An 18,255-nucleotide genomic window follows, 5' to 3' on the forward strand; every position below is an offset into this window, starting at 1 on the left:
CTCAAGCGTGGATTGCGCCGTCGCCACAGGCGAGGGCAGCTTCGCGCACGGCTTCCGAGTAGGTCGGGTGCGCGTGGCAGGTGAGGGCGATGTCCTCTGCGGAGGCGCCAAATTCCATGGCCACGCAAAGCTCGTGGATCATATCGCCAGCGGCGGGGCCGATGATGGCGGCGCCAAGCACACGGTCTGTTGTGGCATCGGTGATGATTTTGACGAAACCGTCGCCTTGGTGGACCGCTTTGGCGCGGGCGTTGCCCATGAACATGAACTTGCCAACCTTGGTTTTGACACCCTCTTCTTTGAGCTGGGCCTCTGTTTTGCCGACGGTCGCCACTTCGGGGGAGGTATAGACCACGCCCGGGATCACGCCGTAGTTTACGTGGCCGTGCTTGCCTGCCATCACCTCGGCGACGGCCATGCCTTCGTCTTCGGCTTTGTGCGCGAGCATTGGCCCTTCGATCACATCGCCGATGGCGTAGAGGCCTGCCACATTGGTTTGCCAATGGGCGTTGGTTTTGATCTGGCCACGGGGGGTCATCTCGACGCCGAGCGCGTCAAGTCCGAGGCCGTCGACGTAGGGCTTGCGGCCTGTGGCGACGAGAACGATATCGGCTTCGATGGTGGCCTCTGTGTCGTCCTTTTTGGTTTTGTAAGTGACGGTAGCCTTGCCTTTGCCAGCCTTGGCAGACTGGACGGCAGCACCCATGACGAAGGTCAGGCCCTGCTTCTCAAGGATTCGCTTGAATGTGCGCTGCACGTCGGCGTCCATGCCGGGAGTGATCGCGTCCATGTATTCCACCACGGTGACTTCAGAGCCGAGGCGGGCATAGACAGAGCCAAGCTCAAGCCCGATCACGCCTGCGCCGATGACGACAAGTTTCTTCGGGATTTTGGCAAGGGTGAGCGCGCCTGTGGAGGAGACGATTGTTTTCTCGTCGATCTCGACACCTGGCAGCGTTGCGGGGGCGGAGCCAGAGGCGACAACGATATGTTTGGCGTCGTGGAGCTCATCGCCCACCTTCACTTTGCCTGCCTCGGGAATGGAGCCCCAGCCTTTGAGCCAGTCGATTTTGTTTTTCTTGAAGAGGAACTCGATGCCGCCGGTGTTTTGGCCGATGGTGTCGTCTTTATAGGCGAGCATCTGCTTCCAGTCGACGGAGGGGCTTTTGCCCTTGAGGCCCATGGCGGCGAAGTTGTGCTCGGCTTCGTGCAGCATGTGGGAGGCGTGCAAGAGGGCCTTGGACGGAATGCAGCCGACGTTGAGGCAGGTGCCGCCCAATGTGTCGCGGCCTTCGACCACAGCTGTTTTGAGGCCAAGCTGGGCGCAGCGGATGGCTGAGACATAGCCGCCGGGGCCGGCGCCGATGATGATTACGTCATATGATGCCATGGGGAGGCTCCTTTTGGTGATGGGGGGAGAGGCTTGGCCCCTCTTGGCCTTTGGCCAATTTACCCAAAGATATTTGAGGCAAGAAAAAAGTCAAAAGAGGGATGCGAGCAGCATGAGAAGGGTGGCGAAAAAGCCGATAGCCCAGACAAGGCTGCGCCAAGGGCGCAAGTCATAGGCATAGGCGGGGATATAGAGCACGCGGGCGCCGAGATAGACCCAAGCGCAGGCGGCTGTGAAGGGCGAGGCGGCTTGGCCGAGCGTGACCACGAGTACGGAGATTGTGAAGAGGATGAGGCCTTCGAAATGGTTGTTCAAGGCGCGGCCCAAGCGGGCCGTCTTGTGGGACATGTCGCGGCTTGGCGGACGGTCGCGAGCGGACATGGTGTAGCCTGACCCAAGCTCAAGATTTGCGGGGATGGCGTAGAGCACGAATTGCACCGCTTGAAGCAGGGCGGCGAGCGCGAGGGCGGTGAGCTCTGGGGTCATGCGGTGGGCGCTCCGATGTTTGGGGAGGCGGGGCGCGCAGAGGCTGCGCACCCCGAGTGTGATTAGAGATCCATCAAGAGGCGCTGCGGGTCTTCCAGCGCTTCTTTGACGCGCACGAGGAAGGTGACGGCGCCTTTGCCGTCTACGATGCGGTGATCGTAGCTGAGCGCGAGATACATCATCGGGCGGATCACAACCTGACCATTGATCGCCATTGGGCGGTCCTGGATTTTGTGCATGCCGAGGATGCCAGACTGTGGCGGGTTGAGGATCGGCGAGGACATCAGCGAACCATAGACGCCACCGTTGGAGATGGTGAAGGTTCCGCCTTGCATTTCGGCCATGGAGAGCTTGCCGTCGCGCGCGCGGCGGCCTTTTTCGCCGATGGCTTTTTCGATACCGGCAAAGCTCATCTGGTCGACGTCGCGGATGACAGGGACGACGAGGCCTGTGGGCGTGCCTGCGGCGATGCCCATGTGGACGAAGTTTTTATACACAACGTCTGTTCCGTCGATCTCGGCGTTAACTTCAGGCACTTCCTTGAGGGCGTGCACACAAGCCTTTGTGAAGAAAGACATAAAGCCGAGGCGCACACCGTGCTTTTTCTCGAACTCGCCTTTGTACTGGTTGCGCAGCTCCATAACGGCCGTCATGTCGACTTCGTTATAGGTCGTCAGCATGGCAGCTATATTTTGCGCCTCTTTGAGGCGGCGAGCGATGGTCTGGCGCAGGCGGGTCATCTTGACACGTTCTTCGCGGGCCGCGTCATCGGCCGAAACGGGCGCACGGGGCGCTTGTGCTGCGGGTGCTGGGGCCGCAGCAGCGGCAGAGCCTGCGGAGGCGGCGGCTTTCATAACGTCTTCTTTCATGATCCGTCCGTCTTTTCCTGTGCCTGCAACGGCATTGGCGTCGAGGCCTTTTTCGGCCATCATTTTTTCGGCTGAGGGCGCATTTTTGGCGCCTGCTGTGGCGGCGGCTTGCGCTGGAGCGGGGGCAGCAGCAGGCGCTGCGGCGGCTGTTGCGCCTTCGCCCGAGCTGATCACGCCGAGCTTTGCGCTTGCGTCAACAGTTGCGCCTTCGGCGGCGATGATTTCTGTCAGAACGCCTGCGGCGGGACTTGGTACTTCGACGCTGACTTTGTCTGTCTCAAGTTCGCAGAGCATTTCGTCTTGGGCAACTGTATCGCCGACTTGCTTGAACCATGTTGAAACTGTCGCTTCTGTGACGCTTTCGCCAAGTGTCGGCACCATGACATCAACGGCAGCGGCTGAGGCTGCTGCAGCGGGCGCTGCGGCGGCTTTTGGGGCTGCTGCTGCGGCTTCGCCTGCGTTGATTGTGGCGAGAAGGGCGTCAACGCCCACTGTCTCGCCTTCGGCGGCGATGATCTCGCCCAGCGTGCCCGCTGTGGGCGCTGGGACTTCGACAGTCACCTTGTCTGTTTCAAGCTCACAGAGCATTTCGTCGGCTTGGACCGCATCACCTGGCTTTTTGAACCATGTGGCGACTGTGGCTTCGGTGACGGATTCACCCAGTGTAGGAACGCGAACTTCGGTCATGGGTTATTTCCCTTTTTTCAGTGTGAGCGCATCGTCAATGAGTGCGGCTTGTTGTGCTTTGTGGGCTGAGGCAAGGCCTGTTGCGGGCGAGGCGCTTGCGGCGCGGCCTGCATAAGTCGGGCGGCCGTGCTTGGCTTTGATACGCCCGAGGACCCATTCGATATTAGGCTCGATGAATGTCCATGCGCCTTGGTTCTTTGGCTCTTCCTGACACCAGACCACTTCGGCGTTTTTGAAGCGCGACAGCTCCTTAACGACGGATTGAGCGGGGAAGGGATAGAACTGCTCAACGCGCATCAGATAAACATCATCAATGCCGCGCGCGTCACGCTCTTCCAGCAAGTCATAATAGACTTTGCCCGAGCACATGACGACGCGTTTGATTTTGTCGTCGCTTGCAAGAACCGTATCGGAGTTGCCGTATTGAGCGTCGTCCCAGAGGATGCGGTGGAAGCTTGAGCCTGTGGTGAACTCTTCAGCCTTTGAGACTGCGAGCTTGTGGCGCAGGAGCGACTTTGGCGTCATCAGGATCAGCGGCTTGCGGAAGGTGCGGTGCAGCTGGCGGCGCAGAATGTGGAAGTAGTTGGCTGGTGTCGTGCAGTTGGCGACGATCCAGTTGTCTTGGCCACATTGCTGCAAGAAACGCTCAAGGCGGGCCGAGCTGTGCTCTGGGCCTTGGCCTTCGTAGCCGTGCGGCAGAAGCACTGTCAGACCCGACATGCGCAGCCATTTGCTTTCGCCAGATGAAATAAACTGGTCAAACATGATCTGAGCGCCGTTGGCGAAGTCGCCGAACTGGGCTTCCCAGAGCGTGAGGGCGTTTGGCTCAGCCAAAGAGTAGCCGTACTCAAACCCAAGAACCGCATATTCTGACAGCATGGAGTCGATGACTTCATACTGGGCCTGACCTGCACGGATGTTGTTGAGCGGGTAGTAGCGCTCTTCCGTGTCTTGGTTGATGATGCCTGAGTGGCGTTGGGAGAAGGTGCCGCGTGTGGCGTCTTGTCCTGAGAGGCGGACAGGGTAGCCTTCGGAGAGCAGCGAGCCAAAGGCCAGCGCTTCGCCTGTGGCCCAGTCAAAGCCTTCGCCTGTTTCAAACATCTGCGCCTTGCTTTCCAGCAAGCGGCCCACTGTTTTGTGAAGCGGCAAAGTGGCGGGCGCTGTGCTGAGCGCGCGGCCGATCTCGGCGAATGTCTCTGGCTTGATGGCGGTTTCGCCGCGCTGATACTCTTCTTTGTCGCGGTTGAGGTGAGACCACTTGCCATCCAGCCAGTCGGCTTTGTTGGGTTTGTAGTCTTTACCTGCCTCGAACTCCTCGCCCAGATGGGCTTGGAACGCGGCTTTCATATCTTCGATCTCGCCCTCTGGGATGAGGCCGTCTTTGACCAGCTCAGCGGTATAGAGGCTAAGCGTGGTCTTTTGTTTCTTGATCTTTTTGTACATGAGCGGGTTTGTGAACATGGGCTCGTCGCCCTCGTTGTGGCCAAACCTGCGGTAGCAGAAAATATCGATAACCACGTCTTTGCCAAACTTCTGGCGGAACTCTGTCGCCACTTTGGCCGCGTGGACCACGGCCTCGGGATCGTCGCCATTGACGTGGAAGATCGGTGCTTCGACCATCAGAGCGATGTCTGTGGGGTAGGGCGAGGAGCGCGAGAAATGCGGCGCGGTGGTGAAACCGATCTGGTTGTTGACCACGATATGCATCGTGCCGCCTGTGCGGTGGCCCTTGAGGCCTGAGAGGCCCAAGCCTTCAGCCACAACGCCTTGGCCTGCAAAGGCCGCATCGCCGTGCAACAGAATTGCCATGACTTGCTTGCGCTCTGTATCGCCGAGCTGGTCTTGCTTGGCGCGGACCTTGCCGAGCACAACGGGGTTGACCGCCTCAAGGTGTGAGGGGTTAGCGGTGAGGCTGAGGTGGACAGAGTTGCCGTCAAACTCGCGGTCCGAGCTTGCGCCGAGGTGATATTTTACATCGCCCGAGCCGTCCACGTCTTCGGGCTTGAAGCTGCCGCCTTGAAACTCGTTGAAGATCGCGCGGTAGGGCTTGCTCATCACGTTGGCGAGCACGTTGAGGCGGCCACGGTGAGGCATGCCGATGACCATTTCGCGAATGCCGAGTGCGCCGCCGCGTTTGATAATCTGTTCCATCGCAGGAATGAGGCTTTCGCCACCATCAAGGCCGAAACGTTTGGTGCCCATGTATTTGACATGAAGGAATTTTTCAAAGCCCTCGGCCTCAACCATCTTGTTGAGGATCGCCTTACGGCCTTCGCGGGTAAATTTGATTTCCTTGTCGTAGCCTTCGATGCGCTCTTTCAGCCAGCCCGCTTCTTCGGGGTTGGAAATGTGCATGTATTGCAGCGCGAATGTGCCACAGTAGGTGCGGCGCACGATATCAAGGATCTGGCGCATATTGGCAAAATCAAGCCCCAGAACCTTATCAATGAAGATCGGGCGGTCCATGTCGGCATCGGTAAAGCCATAAGACTTTGGGTCGAGCTCGGGGTGGGGCGTGTGCTCAGTCAGTCCGAGCGGGTCAAGATTGGCAATGAGGTGGCCACGGATACGGTAGGCGCGGATGATCATCAGCGCGCGGATGCTGTCGAGCACGGCTTGGCGGACAGCCGCGTTTGAGGCATCAACGCCCGCTTTGGCAGCGCCTGCCTGAATTTTGGTGGCGGCGGCTTTTACTTCTACTTCTTCCCATTCACCCGTGAGCGCTTGGGTCAGGTCGTCATGAGGTACAGGCGGCCAGTCGGCGCGGGCCCAGCTTGGGCCTTTGGCTTCCGCCTTAACGTCCATCTCGGCATCTCCGAGCGCGCCAAAGAACGCGCGCCACGCGTCGTCAACCGAGTTCGGATCGGCGGCATATTGGCCATAGAGCTGCTCCAGATACTCGGCGTTATGGCCTTGCATGAAGGAGGAGGCGTGGAACTGGTCGTTGGAAGACTGGTCGGTCATGATGCACCTATGCGTTCGAGCGTTTGGTCTGCGCGTTTCTGGCTCGTGGCGTTGCGAAAAGCAGCGGCGCAAAATACGCCGCTGCTATTGTCTTTGCTTATTTGCCGATCGCTTCGATCACGGCTTCGCCAAGGCTTGCTGGGCTTTCAGCCACAACGATACCGGCTTTGCGCATGGCCTCGATCTTGTCTTCCGCGCCACCCTTGCCGCCGGCGACGATCGCGCCAGCGTGGCCCATACGACGGCCGGGAGGGGCTGTGCGGCCCGCGATAAAACCAGCTGTTGGCTTCCAGCGGCCCTTTTTCTTCTGGGCGGCAAGGAATTCAGCGGCTTCTTCTTCAGCTGAGCCGCCGATTTCGCCGATCATGATCATGCTGTGGGTTTCGTCGTCATCAAGGAACATGTTCAGAACGTCGATGTGCTCTGTGCCTTTGATGGGGTCGCCGCCGATGCCAACAGCAGAAGACTGGCCGAGGCCGAGGTCTGTTGTTTGCTTGACCGCTTCATATGTCAGCGTGCCTGAACGCGAGACAACGCCGCAGGAGCCGCGCATGTGGATGTGGCCCGGCATGATGCCGATTTTGCAAGCGCCTGGCGTGATAACACCTGGGCAGTTTGGCCCGATGAGGCGGCTTTTGCTGCCTTCAAGCGCGCGTTGGACGCGCATCATGTCAAGCACTGGGATGCCTTCGGTGATGCAAACGATCAGCGGCATTTCAGCGTCGATCGCTTCAAGGATAGAGTCCGCCGCGAAGGGGGGAGGCACGTAGATCACCGAGGCGTTGGCCTCTGTGACGTGCATGGCTTCGTGGACCGAGTTGAAGACGGGCAGCTCAAGATGCGTGCTGCCGCCTTTGCCCGGTGTCACGCCGCCGACCATTTTGGTGCCATAGGCGATGGCCTGTTCGGTGTGGAATGTGCCTTGCGAGCCTGTGAGGCCCTGACAGATGACTTTTGTGTTTTCGTTTACGAGGACTGCCATGTTTTGGCTCCTTAGATAGGGTCGTTGGGGAGGTGGGGTGCACCCACCCGACGATTAGCCTTTGACGGCTTTTACAATTTTCTGCGCGCCGTCTTTGAGGTTGTCAGCGGCGATTACATCAAGGCCCGAGTTGTTGATAATGGCTTTGCCTTCGTCAACATTCGTACCCTCAAGGCGAACAACCAGCGGAACTTTGAGGCCCACTTCTTTGACAGCAGCCACAACGCCCTCCGCGATCACATCGCAGCGCATGATGCCGCCGAAGATGTTGACCAGAATGCCTTTGACCTGTGGGTCAGACGTGATGATCTTGAACGCCTCAGTGACTTTCTCTTTGGTCGCGCCGCCACCTACGTCAAGGAAGTTGGCTGGCTCAGCGCCGTAGAGCTTGATGATGTCCATGGTTGCCATGGCAAGGCCGGCACCGTTGACCATGCAGCCGATTTCACCGTCCAGAGCGATGTAGTTGAGGTCATACTTTGAGGCCTCAAGCTCTTTGGGGTCTTCTTCTGTGGTGTCGCGCAGTTCGGCGATGTCGGCGTGGCGGTAGACCGCGTTGCCATCAAAGCTGACTTTGGCGTCGAGCACTTTCAGATCGCCGCCGTCTGTGACGATGAGCGGGTTGATCTCAAGCATTTCCATGTCTTTCTCAAGGAACGCTTTGTAAAGAATACCCATCAATGAAACGCATTGTTTGATCTGCGCGCCCTTGAGGCCGAGTGAGAAAGCGATGCGGCGGCCGTGGAAGGCTTGGTAGCCTGTCGCAGGATCAACTGAGAAGGAGAGGATTTTCTCTGGTGTGGCGGCTGCCACCTCTTCAATGTCCATGCCACCCTCGGTGGAGCAGACAAAAGAGATACGGCTTGTTTGGCGATCCACCAGCAGAGCAAGGTACAGCTCTGTTTCGATGCCTGAGCCGTCTTCGATATAGATGCGGTTGACTTGCTTGCCCGCTGGACCGGTCTGGTGTGTGACCAGAGTGCGTCCGAGCATGCGCTTGGCTTCTTCTGCGGCTTCTTCAACAGAGCGCGCAAGACGTACGCCGCCAGCTTCGCCAGCGTCAGCTTCTTTGAACTTGCCTTTGCCGCGGCCGCCCGCGTGGATCTGGGCTTTGACGACCCAGAGGGGTCCGTCCATTTCGCCTGCGGCTGTTTTGGCGTTTTCGGCTTTGAGGACAACGCGGCCATCTGAAACTGGCGCGCCGTAGGAGCGAAGCAGAGCTTTCGCTTGATACTCGTGGATGTTCATAGAGCTTTCCCGTCTGGTTGCTGCTGTTGGGGGTTTTACTCGCACAAGGTTTCGCAAAACCTAAGAGTAATTTGCACTGATGAGGGGGGAATAGGGATATTTCTGCATTTTGTGATCACAGGATTTATATGTGTGATCACAAATTCGCCGCTCGACGTGGCAAGAGAATCATTTTGGTGCAGATGACGGCTTTGAGGCCTGATGCGTCGCAGGGAGGGCCTGATTTGCGCAGCTCTGCACAAAAAAGGCGCGCCCAGAACAGGCGCGCCTCTTGGTGTCTTTTGGACAGTCTTTCGCTTATGCGAGTGAACCGTCGATCTCTTTACAAGCCGCGACGAGGCCTTTGACCGCATCGACAGATTTGTCGAACATGGCTTTTTCGTCTTTGTTCATGTTGATCTCAACAACACGCTCAACACCGCCAGCGCCGATCACTGTTGGCACGCCAACATAGAAGCCGTCGAGGCCGTAGGCGCCATCAACATGTGCCGCGCATGGCAGGAGGCGCTTCTGGTCTTTGAGGTAAGCTTCGGCCATTTCGATGGCTGAGGCGGCTGGCGCGTAATAAGCGGAGCCAGTTTTCAAAAGACCAACGATCTCTGCGCCGCCATCACGGGTGCGCTGTACGATTGCGTCGAGCTTCTCTTGTGTTGTCCAGCCCATGTCTACGAGGTCAGGGAGCGGGATGCCGCCAACTGTGGAGTAGCGTGTGAGTGGAACCATTGTGTCGCCGTGGCCGCCGAGAACAAAGGCAGTTACGTCGCGCATAGAAACTTCGAATTCTTCTGAAAGGAAGTGACGGAAGCGTGCTGAGTCAAGCACACCAGCCATGCCGCAGACTTTGTGCGCTGGCAGGCCAGAGAATTTCTGAAGCGCCCAGACCATTGCGTCAAGCGGGTTGGTGATGCAGATCACAAAGGCGTTTGGCGCGTGGGCGGCAATGCCTTCGCCAACAGATTTCATGACCTTGAGGTTGATGCCAAGGAGGTCATCACGGCTCATGCCTGGCTTGCGGGCCACACCGGCTGTCACGATGCAAACATCTGCGCCTGCGATATCGGCGTAGTCTGTTGTGCCTGACATGGCGGCGTCGATGCGCTCGACTGGGCCGCTTTCGGCGATGTCGAGGGCTTTGCCTTGTGGCACGCCATCGGCGATGTCGAACAACACGATATCACCAAGCTCTTTAAGGGCGGCGAGGTGGGCGAGCGTGCCGCCGATCATGCCTGAGCCGATGAGGGCGATTTTGGGTCTGGCCATGAAGGTTCTCCAGTGTGGGTTGAATTTGGCGCATGGCCTAGGCTTTTATTTGCTCCAGCGCAAGGGTGCTGCGCTGCGGCATCTGTCAGGCTCTGCTTGTTTTGAGACGGCAGATAGCGCTAAACCGATTGAGAAATCGTAACTTTAAGGCTGATCTGTTGGATTTTGCATTTTTCGCTATAGCGGGCGCAGCTGTGACCTTTGCGGGCATCTCGAAGGGGGGCTTTGGCTCTGGCGCGGCGTTTGCGGCGGCGGCGATTCTCGCTCTTGTGGTGGAGCCCGCGATGGCGCTGGGAATCATGCTGCCGCTTCTTATGCTGATCGATTTTGCCACTCTAAAGCCCTATTGGGGGCGTTGGCGCTGGGCAGACGCAAGGCTTTTGGTGCTTGCGGGTGTGCCGGGTGTGCTGCTTGGGGCGCTGTTTTACGCATGGGCCAATGCCGATACGCTACGGCTCATTATTGGTGGGATCGCGCTTTTGTTTGTCGCATGGCAGATGGCGGGGCGCGCAGGGCTGATCAAGGCAGCGAAGCGACCCATCCCCGCTTGGGGCGGCGTGGTTGCGGGGCTTGTGGCAGGGTTCACGAGCTTTATCAGCCATGCGGGAGGCCCTGCGGCAGCCGTTTATCTCTTGTCACGCAATCCGAGCAAGACCGAGTATCAGGCCAGCACGGTGCTTGTCTTTTGGCTGATCAATATTGTGAAGGTGATCCCTTACGGGTTCATGGGTATTTTTACCTTGGAGACGCTCAAACTTGATTTGATGCTTGCGCCTTTTGCACTCTTGGGCGCGTGGCTTGGCGTGAAAGCGCATTTTCTGATTGGCGAGCGGGTCTTCTTTGCGCTCACCTATGTTTTGCTCACTGTGACAGGGGCCAAGCTTGTCTGGGACGGGCTGACCTAGGCCTCAGGCGTCATTTTCTTTTGTGGGTAGGGCTTCTGCCAGCGCTTCAAAAGACTGACCACTGGCAACAAGGCAGGTCAGGCCCGCGGCTGTGGTGACGGTGATTGTCCATGTGCCGCTCTCAACGCTAGCAAAGACTTCGACCACAGAATTGTTTGAGCCAAGGCCGATCGATTGGCGTGTTTCGCCATAAGCGCTCGCGAGGCGTGCGACCACGGTTTCGCGGGGGGCACAATTGGCGGCGGGCTGGGCTGCAGCCGCGAGAGGCAAAAGCACCGTGGTGGCAAAGACAAAACCTAATCTACTCATAACATAACCTTTCCCAACGGCTTTTGCCGATGCGGGCTGAAACGCGTCCTCTTTCACAAGTTACACAAGGCGAAGCGAGCTTTGCCGCTCTGAACCCCTGCAAATCATGGCGAAAAAGCCCTAAAGAATTGGTTAACGGCTCGTGCGACGGGGGCCTTCTTTGATAAAATTCTGCGCTGCAGCACGTTTTGGCTTGAAGAAATCGCACAAAAAATGCCACATCTGCGCAAGATTATTGCTGGAGAGACTTATGGATATGCCCCGCCCTTACCGCTCGGTACTTTACATTCCCGCCTCGAAAGAGCGCGCCCTTGATAAGGCCCGCAGCCTTGATGTGGACGCGATCATCTTTGATTTGGAGGATGCAGTGACGCCTGATGCGAAGGTCGAAGCGCGCGACACCTTGAAGGCTGCTCTGAAAGAAGGCGGCTATGGCGCGCGGGCGAAGATCATCCGTCTTAATGGCCTTGATAGCGCTTGGGGGCGCGAGGATGCGGAGGCGATGAAAGATGCTGAGGCCGATGCGTTCCTTCTGCCCAAGGTCAGCTCGGCGGCGGATGTCGAGGCTCTGGCTGCGATTATTGGCAAGGATAAAGACATCTGGGCGATGATCGAGACGCCAATGGGTGTGATGAAGGCTGAAGAAATTGCAGCGCACCCTCAGATGAAGGGCTTTGTGGCGGGGACAAATGACCTTGCCAAAGAGCTCAACTGCCGCTTTCGCGCAGACCGTCTGCCGATGATCACCTCGTTGTCGATGATGCTTTTGGCTGCAAAGGCGCATGGAATTGTCGCGATTGACGGGGTGTACAACCAGTTCAAAGATGACGAGGGGCTTGCCGCAGAGTGTGCCCAAGGCCGTGACATGGGCTTTGAGGGCAAGACGCTCATTCACCCCGCACAAGTTGCGGTCTGTAACGAGGCCTTCTCCCCAAGTGCCGAAGAGATCGACCTTGCTGAGCGCCAGATTGCTGCTTTTGAGGAAACGGAAGCTTCGGGGCAGGGTGTTGCGGTTGTGGATGGTAAAATCGTGGAAAACCTGCATGTTGAGACGGCGCGCAAAATCCTCGCTTTGGCTGAGGCCGTCAGCGCGCGCTAACAGGAGGCTTTCATGCTCATACTTATTCTCGGCGTCGCGCTTTGGGCGGGTGCACATCTTTTCAAACGACTTGCACCAGCGCGCCGCGCAGGTTTGGGTGACAAGGGCAAAGGGCTTGTCTCTGCCGCACTGGTTGTTGCGATTGTCTTGATGGTGATTGGCTATCGCACGGCAGATAGCGCTGTACTTTGGGGCCGTAGCCCTGCGCTTGTCGGCATCAACAATCTTTTGATGCTGCTCGCTTTCTATATTTATGCGGCATCGGTCAGAGGCACGCGCATTACCCGCTGGATCCGCCATGCACAGCTGACGGCTGTTCTTGTTTGGTCGACTGCGCATCTCTTGGTCAATGGCGATACCCCGTCATTCGTTTTGTTTGGTGGGCTAGCTGTTTGGTCTGTTGTGCAGATGCTGGTGATCAACCGCGGCGAGGGCCCGCGCGCGCCCTATGTCGCGCCAGCGATGAAATCAGAGGTGCTGGCAGGTGTGATCAGCGTTGTTGCGTTCAGCCTCGTTGCTGCCATTCACCTCTGGCTTGGTTACAACCCGTTTGGGTGAAACTCGTTTGGATAAAAATATGAAACTCTACAGATTACTCACAGAAGAAGACACATCGGCCTTTTGCCACAAAGTCTCTGAAGCCCTCAGCAAAGGCTGGGAACTTTATGGCTCACCGACCTATGCATGGGATCAGGCCGCAGGTGTTATGCGTTGCGGACAGGCTGTGACCAAAGATGTGGCCGTGGATTATACACCCGATATGAAGCTTGGAGCGCAGTAGTATGTCAAAGACCAACGCAGGCCGCTTTTTTGAAGACTACACCCTCGGCCAAGTGATTGAGCATGCCGTGCCGCGTACCGTGGGCGAGGGGGAGCGCGCTTTGTATCATGCGCTTTATCCTGCGCGCCACGCGCTCTATTCGTCCGATGTCTTTGCGGCTCAGAGCGGTTTGGAAGGCTCCCCGATCGATGACTTGGCGGCGTTCCATGTGGTCTTTGGCAAGACTGTTCCTGATATTTCGCTGAATGCGGTGGCCAATCTTGGCTATGCCGAGGGGCGCTGGCTTTTGCCTGTGTATCCCGGTGATACGCTGCGCGCTGTGTCTGAAGTCATTGGCCTCAAGCAAAACAGCAATGGCAAGACAGGGGTTGTCTGGGTGCGGACTACAGGTCTCAACCAGATGGAAGAGCCTGTGCTCAGTTATGTGCGCTGGGTCATGGTGCGCAAAGGCAATCTGGATGCACCTGCTCCCGAGACACATGTGCCTGAGCTTGCGGGTGTGATCGCGCCCGAAGATCTGATGATCCCCGAGGGCTTGGACTTTACGGGCTATGACTTTGCCCTTGCAGGCGAGCCGCACCGCTGGGGCGACTACGCCGTTGGTGAGAAGATCGACCATGTTGATGGTGTGACGATAGAGGAAGCTGAGCATATGCTCGCCACGCGGCTTTGGCAGAACACCGCCAAGGTACATTTTGACGCGACGTTCCGCCCCGATGGCCAGAGGCTCATCTATGGCGGACATATCATCTCGATGGCACGCGCGTTGAGCTTTAACGGGCTCGCAAACGCGCAGATGATTGTTGGCCTTAATGGTGGTGCGCACGCAAACCCCTGTTTTAGTGGGCTGACTGTGAAGGCGTGGTCCGAAGTGCTGGACAAGGCCGAGACATCTGCGCCCGGCGTGGGGGCTGTGCGTTTGCGGCTTGTCGCCGTGAGCGGGGGCGACGCCTTTACCCTCAAAGGCGAGGATGGAAAATATCTTCCGCATGTTCTTTTGGACCTCGATTACTGGGCCCTGATGCCACTATGAGAGGGCTTGTTTTGTGATCACACTTTCAATAAGTGTGATCACAAATGCAATTTTCTCGGCATTTGCGACAAAAAAGCAGGTCTGATCGGCGTCTCTTTGCGTGACTCTGCCTCCAAATTCGTTATCAAAGGTGTAACGCGTGCAGAGGTATTGAGTCAGCACGCATCTGAGAAGAGGATCTACTCACATGGCCAATGGCAAACCCGTAGAGCGCCCGCTTTCGCCGCATTTGACGATTTATCGCCCGCAGCTCACTTCGATCACTTCGATCCTGACACGGATCACAGGCAACGCACTGATCATCTCAGCGCTGCTCGTGGTTTGGTGGCTCTTGGCGGCGGCTGTCGGCCCCGCCTATTATGAGATCGCCAACGCGGTGCTGACCTCGTGGTTCGGCGACATCGTCATGAGCCTCTCGGTTCTGGGCGTCTGGTATCACTACCTTGCAGGTCTGCGGCACCTCTATTTTGATGCGGGTCACGGTCTTGATATCCCGACTGCAGAAAAGCTCGGATGGGCTTGTCTGATCGGATCGGCCGTTCTCACCGTAATCACTTTGATCATCGTATAAGGGGAGCGAGACATGCGGTATTTGACAGCTCGTAAACGCGCAGCAGGCAAAGGCTCGGCCCATCATGGCGCAGAGCACCACTGGTCCATGCAGGTGAGCGCCGTTGGCCTCGCCCTCGTTGTACCTGCCTTTATCTTTATTATTGGGCGCGCTTTGGGGAGCAGCCACGCTGATGTGCTGGCGACATTCCAAAGCCCCTTTGTTGTGATCATCGTAGGGCTCACGCTTTTCATCGGCCTCAATCATGCGCGCAAGGGTGCGCAAATCATGATCGAGGATTACACGCAGGGCACGACCCGCAAAGGGCTGATCATTTTTGTGACAGCTCTCACCTATTTGATGACGGCTACTGCGCTCTACGCGCTGGCCAAACTCGCGCTGTAAGGACATTTTGACCATGGCTGAATACGAATACGAAACACACGATTATGACGTTGTTGTTGTCGGTGCGGGTGGCGCTGGTTTGCGTGCAACTCTCGGTATGGCCGAGCAGGGCTTGCGCACCGCTTGTGTGACCAAGGTTTTCCCAACACGCTCCCACACGGTTGCGGCGCAAGGCGGTATTGCCGCTTCGCTTTCCAACATGGGACCGGATCACTGGCAGTGGCATATGTATGACACGGTCAAAGGCTCTGACTGGCTTGGTGACACAGATGCGATGGAATATCTCGCTCGCGAAGCGCCCAAGGCGGTTTATGAGCTTGAGCACTATGGCGTTCCGTTTTCGCGCACAGAAGAGGGCAAGATTTATCAACGTCCCTTCGGTGGCCACACAACAGAGTTTGGCGAAGGCCCAGCTGTGCAGCGCACTTGCGCCGCAGCGGACCGCACAGGCCACGCGATCTTGCACACGCTTTACGGCCAATCGCTGAAGAACAACGCAGAATTCTACATCGAATATTTCGCGATCGATCTGGTCATGTCCGAAGACGGGCAGTGCCAAGGTGTCGTTTGCTGGAAGCTTGATGACGGTACGATGCATGTCTTCAACGCCAAAATGGTCGTTCTGGCCACAGGTGGCTACGGGCGCGCCTATTTCTCGGCCACATCTGCGCACACATGCACAGGCGATGGCGGCGGCATGGTCGCTCGTGCAGGCCTTGGCTTGCAGGATATGGAATTCGTCCAGTTTCACCCCACAGGCATCTACGGTTCAGGCTGCTTGATCACCGAGGGCGCACGCGGCGAGGGCGGCTATCTGACAAACTCCGAAGGCGAACGCTTTATGGAGCGTTATGCGCCACAGTACAAAGACCTCGCGCCGCGCGACTATGTTTCCCGCTCGATGACCATGGAGATCCGTGAGGGCCGTGGTGTGGGTGCTGAGGGCGACCATATTCACCTCAACCTCTCACACCTCCCTGCCGATGCTCTGGCTGAGCGCCTTCCAGGCATCTCGGAATCAGCCAAAATTTTCGCAGGTGTTGATGTCACCAAAGAGCCGATCCCTGTGATCCCGACGGTGCACTACAACATGGGTGGCGTGCCAACGAACTATTGGGGCGAAGTGATCAACCCGACGAAGAAAGACGCAAACGCAATCGTGCCGGGCCTTATGGCTGTGGGCGAGGCGGGCTGTGCCTCTGTGCACGGGGCCAACCGTCTTGGTTCGAACTCGTTGATTGACCTTGTGGTCTTTGGCCGCGCTGCGGCGATCCGCGCGGGCCAGATTGTGGATGCTGATGCGCCCAATCCCGAGCTGAACAAAGCTTCTGTTGATGCGGCGTTTGCGCGCTTTGACGGTCTGCGCCACGCCAAAGGCACAACCGGCACTGCCGAGCTACGCCTTGAGATGCAAAAGACAATGCAGGCTGACGCGGCTGTGTTCCGTACATCCAAGACGCTCAAAGAGGGCGTTGATAAGATGGCCGCGATTGCAGACAAGCAGGATGATCTCAAAGTCACGGACCGCTCGCTGGTCTGGAACTCTGATCTTATGGAAACGCTTGAGCTCACAAACCTTATGCCAAACGCTCTGGCCACAATTGCTGGCGCAGAAGCCCGCAAGGAAAGCCGCGGCGCGCACGCGCACGAAGACTTCGCCACACGCGATGACGAAAAGTGGCGCGTTCACACCATTGCCCACCTTGAGGGCAACAAAGTGAAGTTGAGCTATCGTGAGGTCGGCAAAACGCCCCTGACGACTGAGAAAGAAGGCGGAATTAGCCTCAAGCGGATCGCTCCGAAAGAGCGGACGTTCTGATGATGCTTAAGGCGGCATATCTGGCAGGCGCTTTTGCGTTGCTCGCAGGCTGCGACACGGCTCAACAGGCTGTGGACGATGCTGCGCGGGTAACGGCGAAAGCCACGGTGGAAAAGGTTCTCACGGCACATTTGCCAGAGACCGTGCCCGCCAAGCTGGTGACGCCTTACTCAAGCTGCATCATCGACAACGCAAGCGCCAACGAGCTTTTCAAGCTCAGCCGCGCCTCGATCACGGGTGTTGAGCCCAGCACAATCGGCTTGGTCACGGATATTATCCAGCGCCGCGCTACAACCACATGTATTGCCAAGGCCTCAACTGGCCTCTTGGCCTCCTAAAGGAGAAAACGGATGGCAGAGTTCAAACTTCCCGTGAATAGCCGCATTACGACGGGCAAAACATGGCCCAAGCCAGAAGGTGCGACCAACCTTCGCCAGTTTGATATCTATCGCTGGAACCCTGACGATGGGAAAAACCCCTGCGTTGACACGTATTTCGTGGATATGGACAACTGCGGTCCGATGATCCTCGATGCGCTCATCAAGATCAAAAACGAGATCGACCCAACGCTGACGTTCCGCCGCTCTTGCCGCGAAGGGATTTGTGGCTCCTGCGCGATGAACATTGACGGGATCAACACACTGGCCTGTATCTACGGGATGGACGAAGTCAAAGACGGGACTGCCGTCAAAGTTTATCCGCTGCCGCATATGCCGGTGGTAAAAGACCTTATCCCCGATCTGACGCATTTCTACGCTCAGCACGCGAGCATCATGCCTTGGCTCGAAACCAAGACAAACCGCCCGCAAAAAGAGTGGAAGCAGTCGATTGGTGATCGCAAGAAGCTTGATGGCCTCTATGAGTGCGTTATGTGCGCCTGCTGCTCGACATCTTGCCCGAGTTACTGGTGGAACTCGGACAAATACCTTGGCCCAGCTGCGCTGCTCCATGCGTATCGCTGGATCATCGACAGCCGCGATGAGGCAACAGGCGAGCGTCTGGACGATCTGGAAGATCCGTTCAAACTCTACCGCTGCCACACAATCATGAACTGCGCCAAGACTTGCCCCAAGGGTCTTAACCCGGCCAAAGCGATTGCTGAGATTAAGCGCATGCAGGTCAACCGCGTCGTTTAAGGCTCGCTTGCACTAAAATTAGGCGGGCAGCTCTGTGGGGCTGCCCGTTTTTTATGCTGCGATGCTGCATCGACATGGCTGCCATTCTGATTTGGCACTGCTCCCCTTCAACAAAGCCTTTATAGTAAGGACAGGGAGGAGTTTGACACATTCGGAGCAAACTCATGCAGAACCAGACTGAAGTCCAGAAACGTGCCGCCCTCGACGCTCTTGATCAAGCATATGAATATTGGTCTGGCGACAATCAGAAACCAGAAACCCAACACCCTTATGAAGACACGCCAATGGCGGCCTAAGCCGCTGGACAGTTGCGTCGCACGCTCCTAGCCTTT

General features: G+C 57.4%; 19 protein-coding genes. 11 read left to right on the top strand and 8 right to left on the bottom strand.

Annotated features, from left to right (window positions below):
• Position 1: 1 nt before the first annotated feature.
• The 7 genes from lpdA to mdh form a co-directional block, all read right to left on the bottom strand.
• A complete protein-coding gene (gene lpdA / locus DSM117340_RS03000) occupies positions 2 to 1,390 on the bottom strand; it encodes a dihydrolipoyl dehydrogenase (RefSeq protein ID WP_089887742.1) in 1,389 nt (462 codons plus the stop codon).
• A 90-nt stretch (positions 1,391 to 1,480) separates the two neighbouring features.
• Positions 1,481 to 1,876: an MAPEG family protein gene (locus DSM117340_RS03005; RefSeq protein ID WP_089887744.1), complete on the bottom strand. Its 396-nt coding sequence runs from the start codon at positions 1,874 to 1,876 to the stop codon at positions 1,481 to 1,483.
• 62 nt (positions 1,877 to 1,938) lie between these two features.
• On the bottom strand, positions 1,939 to 3,432 hold the full coding sequence (gene odhB / locus DSM117340_RS03010; RefSeq protein ID WP_354689849.1) for a 2-oxoglutarate dehydrogenase complex dihydrolipoyllysine-residue succinyltransferase: 1,494 nt from the start codon (positions 3,430 to 3,432) through the stop codon (positions 1,939 to 1,941).
• 3 nt (positions 3,433 to 3,435) lie between these two features.
• Complete coding sequence (locus DSM117340_RS03015) at positions 3,436 to 6,396, bottom strand: 2-oxoglutarate dehydrogenase E1 component (RefSeq protein ID WP_089887748.1); 2,961 nt, start codon at positions 6,394 to 6,396, stop codon at positions 3,436 to 3,438.
• Between the two features lie 97 nt (positions 6,397 to 6,493).
• Positions 6,494 to 7,378, bottom strand: a complete 885-nt coding sequence (sucD, locus tag DSM117340_RS03020; protein WP_089887749.1) for a succinate--CoA ligase subunit alpha — start codon at positions 7,376 to 7,378, stop codon at positions 6,494 to 6,496.
• 54 nt (positions 7,379 to 7,432) lie between these two features.
• The gene (gene sucC, locus DSM117340_RS03025) at positions 7,433 to 8,626 is read right to left on the bottom strand and encodes an ADP-forming succinate--CoA ligase subunit beta (protein ID WP_089887751.1); all 1,194 of its coding nucleotides are present in this window, start codon (positions 8,624 to 8,626) and stop codon (positions 7,433 to 7,435) included.
• 297 nt (positions 8,627 to 8,923) lie between these two features.
• On the bottom strand, positions 8,924 to 9,886 hold the full coding sequence (gene mdh / locus DSM117340_RS03030) for a malate dehydrogenase (RefSeq protein WP_089887752.1): 963 nt from the start codon (positions 9,884 to 9,886) through the stop codon (positions 8,924 to 8,926).
• A 158-nt stretch (positions 9,887 to 10,044) separates the two neighbouring features.
• Between mdh and DSM117340_RS03035 the strand changes: the two genes are divergently transcribed.
• Positions 10,045 to 10,791 carry a sulfite exporter TauE/SafE family protein gene (locus DSM117340_RS03035; protein WP_245724345.1) on the top strand — a complete coding sequence of 249 codons (747 nt, stop codon included), beginning with the start codon at positions 10,045 to 10,047 and terminating at the stop codon, positions 10,789 to 10,791.
• Positions 10,792 to 10,794: 3 nt separating this feature from the next.
• On the opposite strand, the gene DSM117340_RS03040 is transcribed toward DSM117340_RS03035, so the two are convergent.
• Positions 10,795 to 11,100, bottom strand: coding sequence for a hypothetical protein (locus DSM117340_RS03040; RefSeq protein WP_089888938.1), 306 nt, complete (start codon positions 11,098 to 11,100; stop codon positions 10,795 to 10,797).
• Positions 11,101 to 11,350: 250 nt separating this feature from the next.
• Between DSM117340_RS03040 and DSM117340_RS03045 the strand changes: the two genes are divergently transcribed.
• From DSM117340_RS03045 to DSM117340_RS03090, 10 genes are all read left to right on the top strand, one after another.
• Positions 11,351 to 12,199, top strand: a complete 849-nt coding sequence (locus DSM117340_RS03045) for a CoA ester lyase (protein WP_089887754.1) — start codon at positions 11,351 to 11,353, stop codon at positions 12,197 to 12,199.
• 12 nt (positions 12,200 to 12,211) lie between these two features.
• Complete coding sequence (locus tag DSM117340_RS03050; protein ID WP_089887756.1) at positions 12,212 to 12,757, top strand: NnrU family protein; 546 nt, start codon at positions 12,212 to 12,214, stop codon at positions 12,755 to 12,757.
• Between the two features lie 19 nt (positions 12,758 to 12,776).
• Positions 12,777 to 12,980 carry a DUF1737 domain-containing protein gene (locus tag DSM117340_RS03055; protein ID WP_089887758.1) on the top strand — a complete coding sequence of 68 codons (204 nt, stop codon included), beginning with the start codon at positions 12,777 to 12,779 and terminating at the stop codon, positions 12,978 to 12,980.
• 1 nt (position 12,981) lies between these two features.
• Positions 12,982 to 14,013 (top strand): MaoC family dehydratase, encoded by a 1,032-nt coding sequence (locus DSM117340_RS03060; RefSeq protein ID WP_089887760.1) that lies wholly within the window; start codon positions 12,982 to 12,984, stop codon positions 14,011 to 14,013.
• Between the two features lie 187 nt (positions 14,014 to 14,200).
• Entirely contained in the window at positions 14,201 to 14,584 is a 384-nt protein-coding gene (sdhC, locus tag DSM117340_RS03065; RefSeq protein ID WP_089887761.1) for a succinate dehydrogenase, cytochrome b556 subunit, read from the top strand.
• A 12-nt stretch (positions 14,585 to 14,596) separates the two neighbouring features.
• Positions 14,597 to 14,968, top strand: a complete 372-nt coding sequence (gene sdhD / locus DSM117340_RS03070) for a succinate dehydrogenase, hydrophobic membrane anchor protein (protein ID WP_089887763.1) — start codon at positions 14,597 to 14,599, stop codon at positions 14,966 to 14,968.
• 13 nt (positions 14,969 to 14,981) lie between these two features.
• Positions 14,982 to 16,787: a succinate dehydrogenase flavoprotein subunit gene (gene sdhA, locus DSM117340_RS03075; protein ID WP_089887765.1), complete on the top strand. Its 1,806-nt coding sequence runs from the start codon at positions 14,982 to 14,984 to the stop codon at positions 16,785 to 16,787.
• Positions 16,787 to 17,125, top strand: coding sequence for a hypothetical protein (locus tag DSM117340_RS03080; protein ID WP_089887768.1), 339 nt, complete (start codon positions 16,787 to 16,789; stop codon positions 17,123 to 17,125). The genes sdhA and DSM117340_RS03080 overlap by 1 nt, the downstream gene beginning before the upstream one ends.
• Positions 17,126 to 17,137: 12 nt before the next feature.
• Positions 17,138 to 17,923: a succinate dehydrogenase iron-sulfur subunit gene (locus tag DSM117340_RS03085; RefSeq protein ID WP_089887770.1), complete on the top strand. Its 786-nt coding sequence runs from the start codon at positions 17,138 to 17,140 to the stop codon at positions 17,921 to 17,923.
• 164 nt (positions 17,924 to 18,087) lie between these two features.
• Positions 18,088 to 18,219, top strand: a complete 132-nt coding sequence (locus DSM117340_RS03090; RefSeq protein ID WP_271437363.1) for a hypothetical protein — start codon at positions 18,088 to 18,090, stop codon at positions 18,217 to 18,219.
• Positions 18,220 to 18,255: the final 36 nt, after the last annotated feature.

Origin of the sequence: Lentibacter algarum (genome assembly GCF_040580765.1) — a bacterium.
In the GTDB taxonomy this organism is placed as follows: Bacteria; Pseudomonadota; Alphaproteobacteria; order Rhodobacterales; family Rhodobacteraceae; genus Lentibacter; species Lentibacter algarum.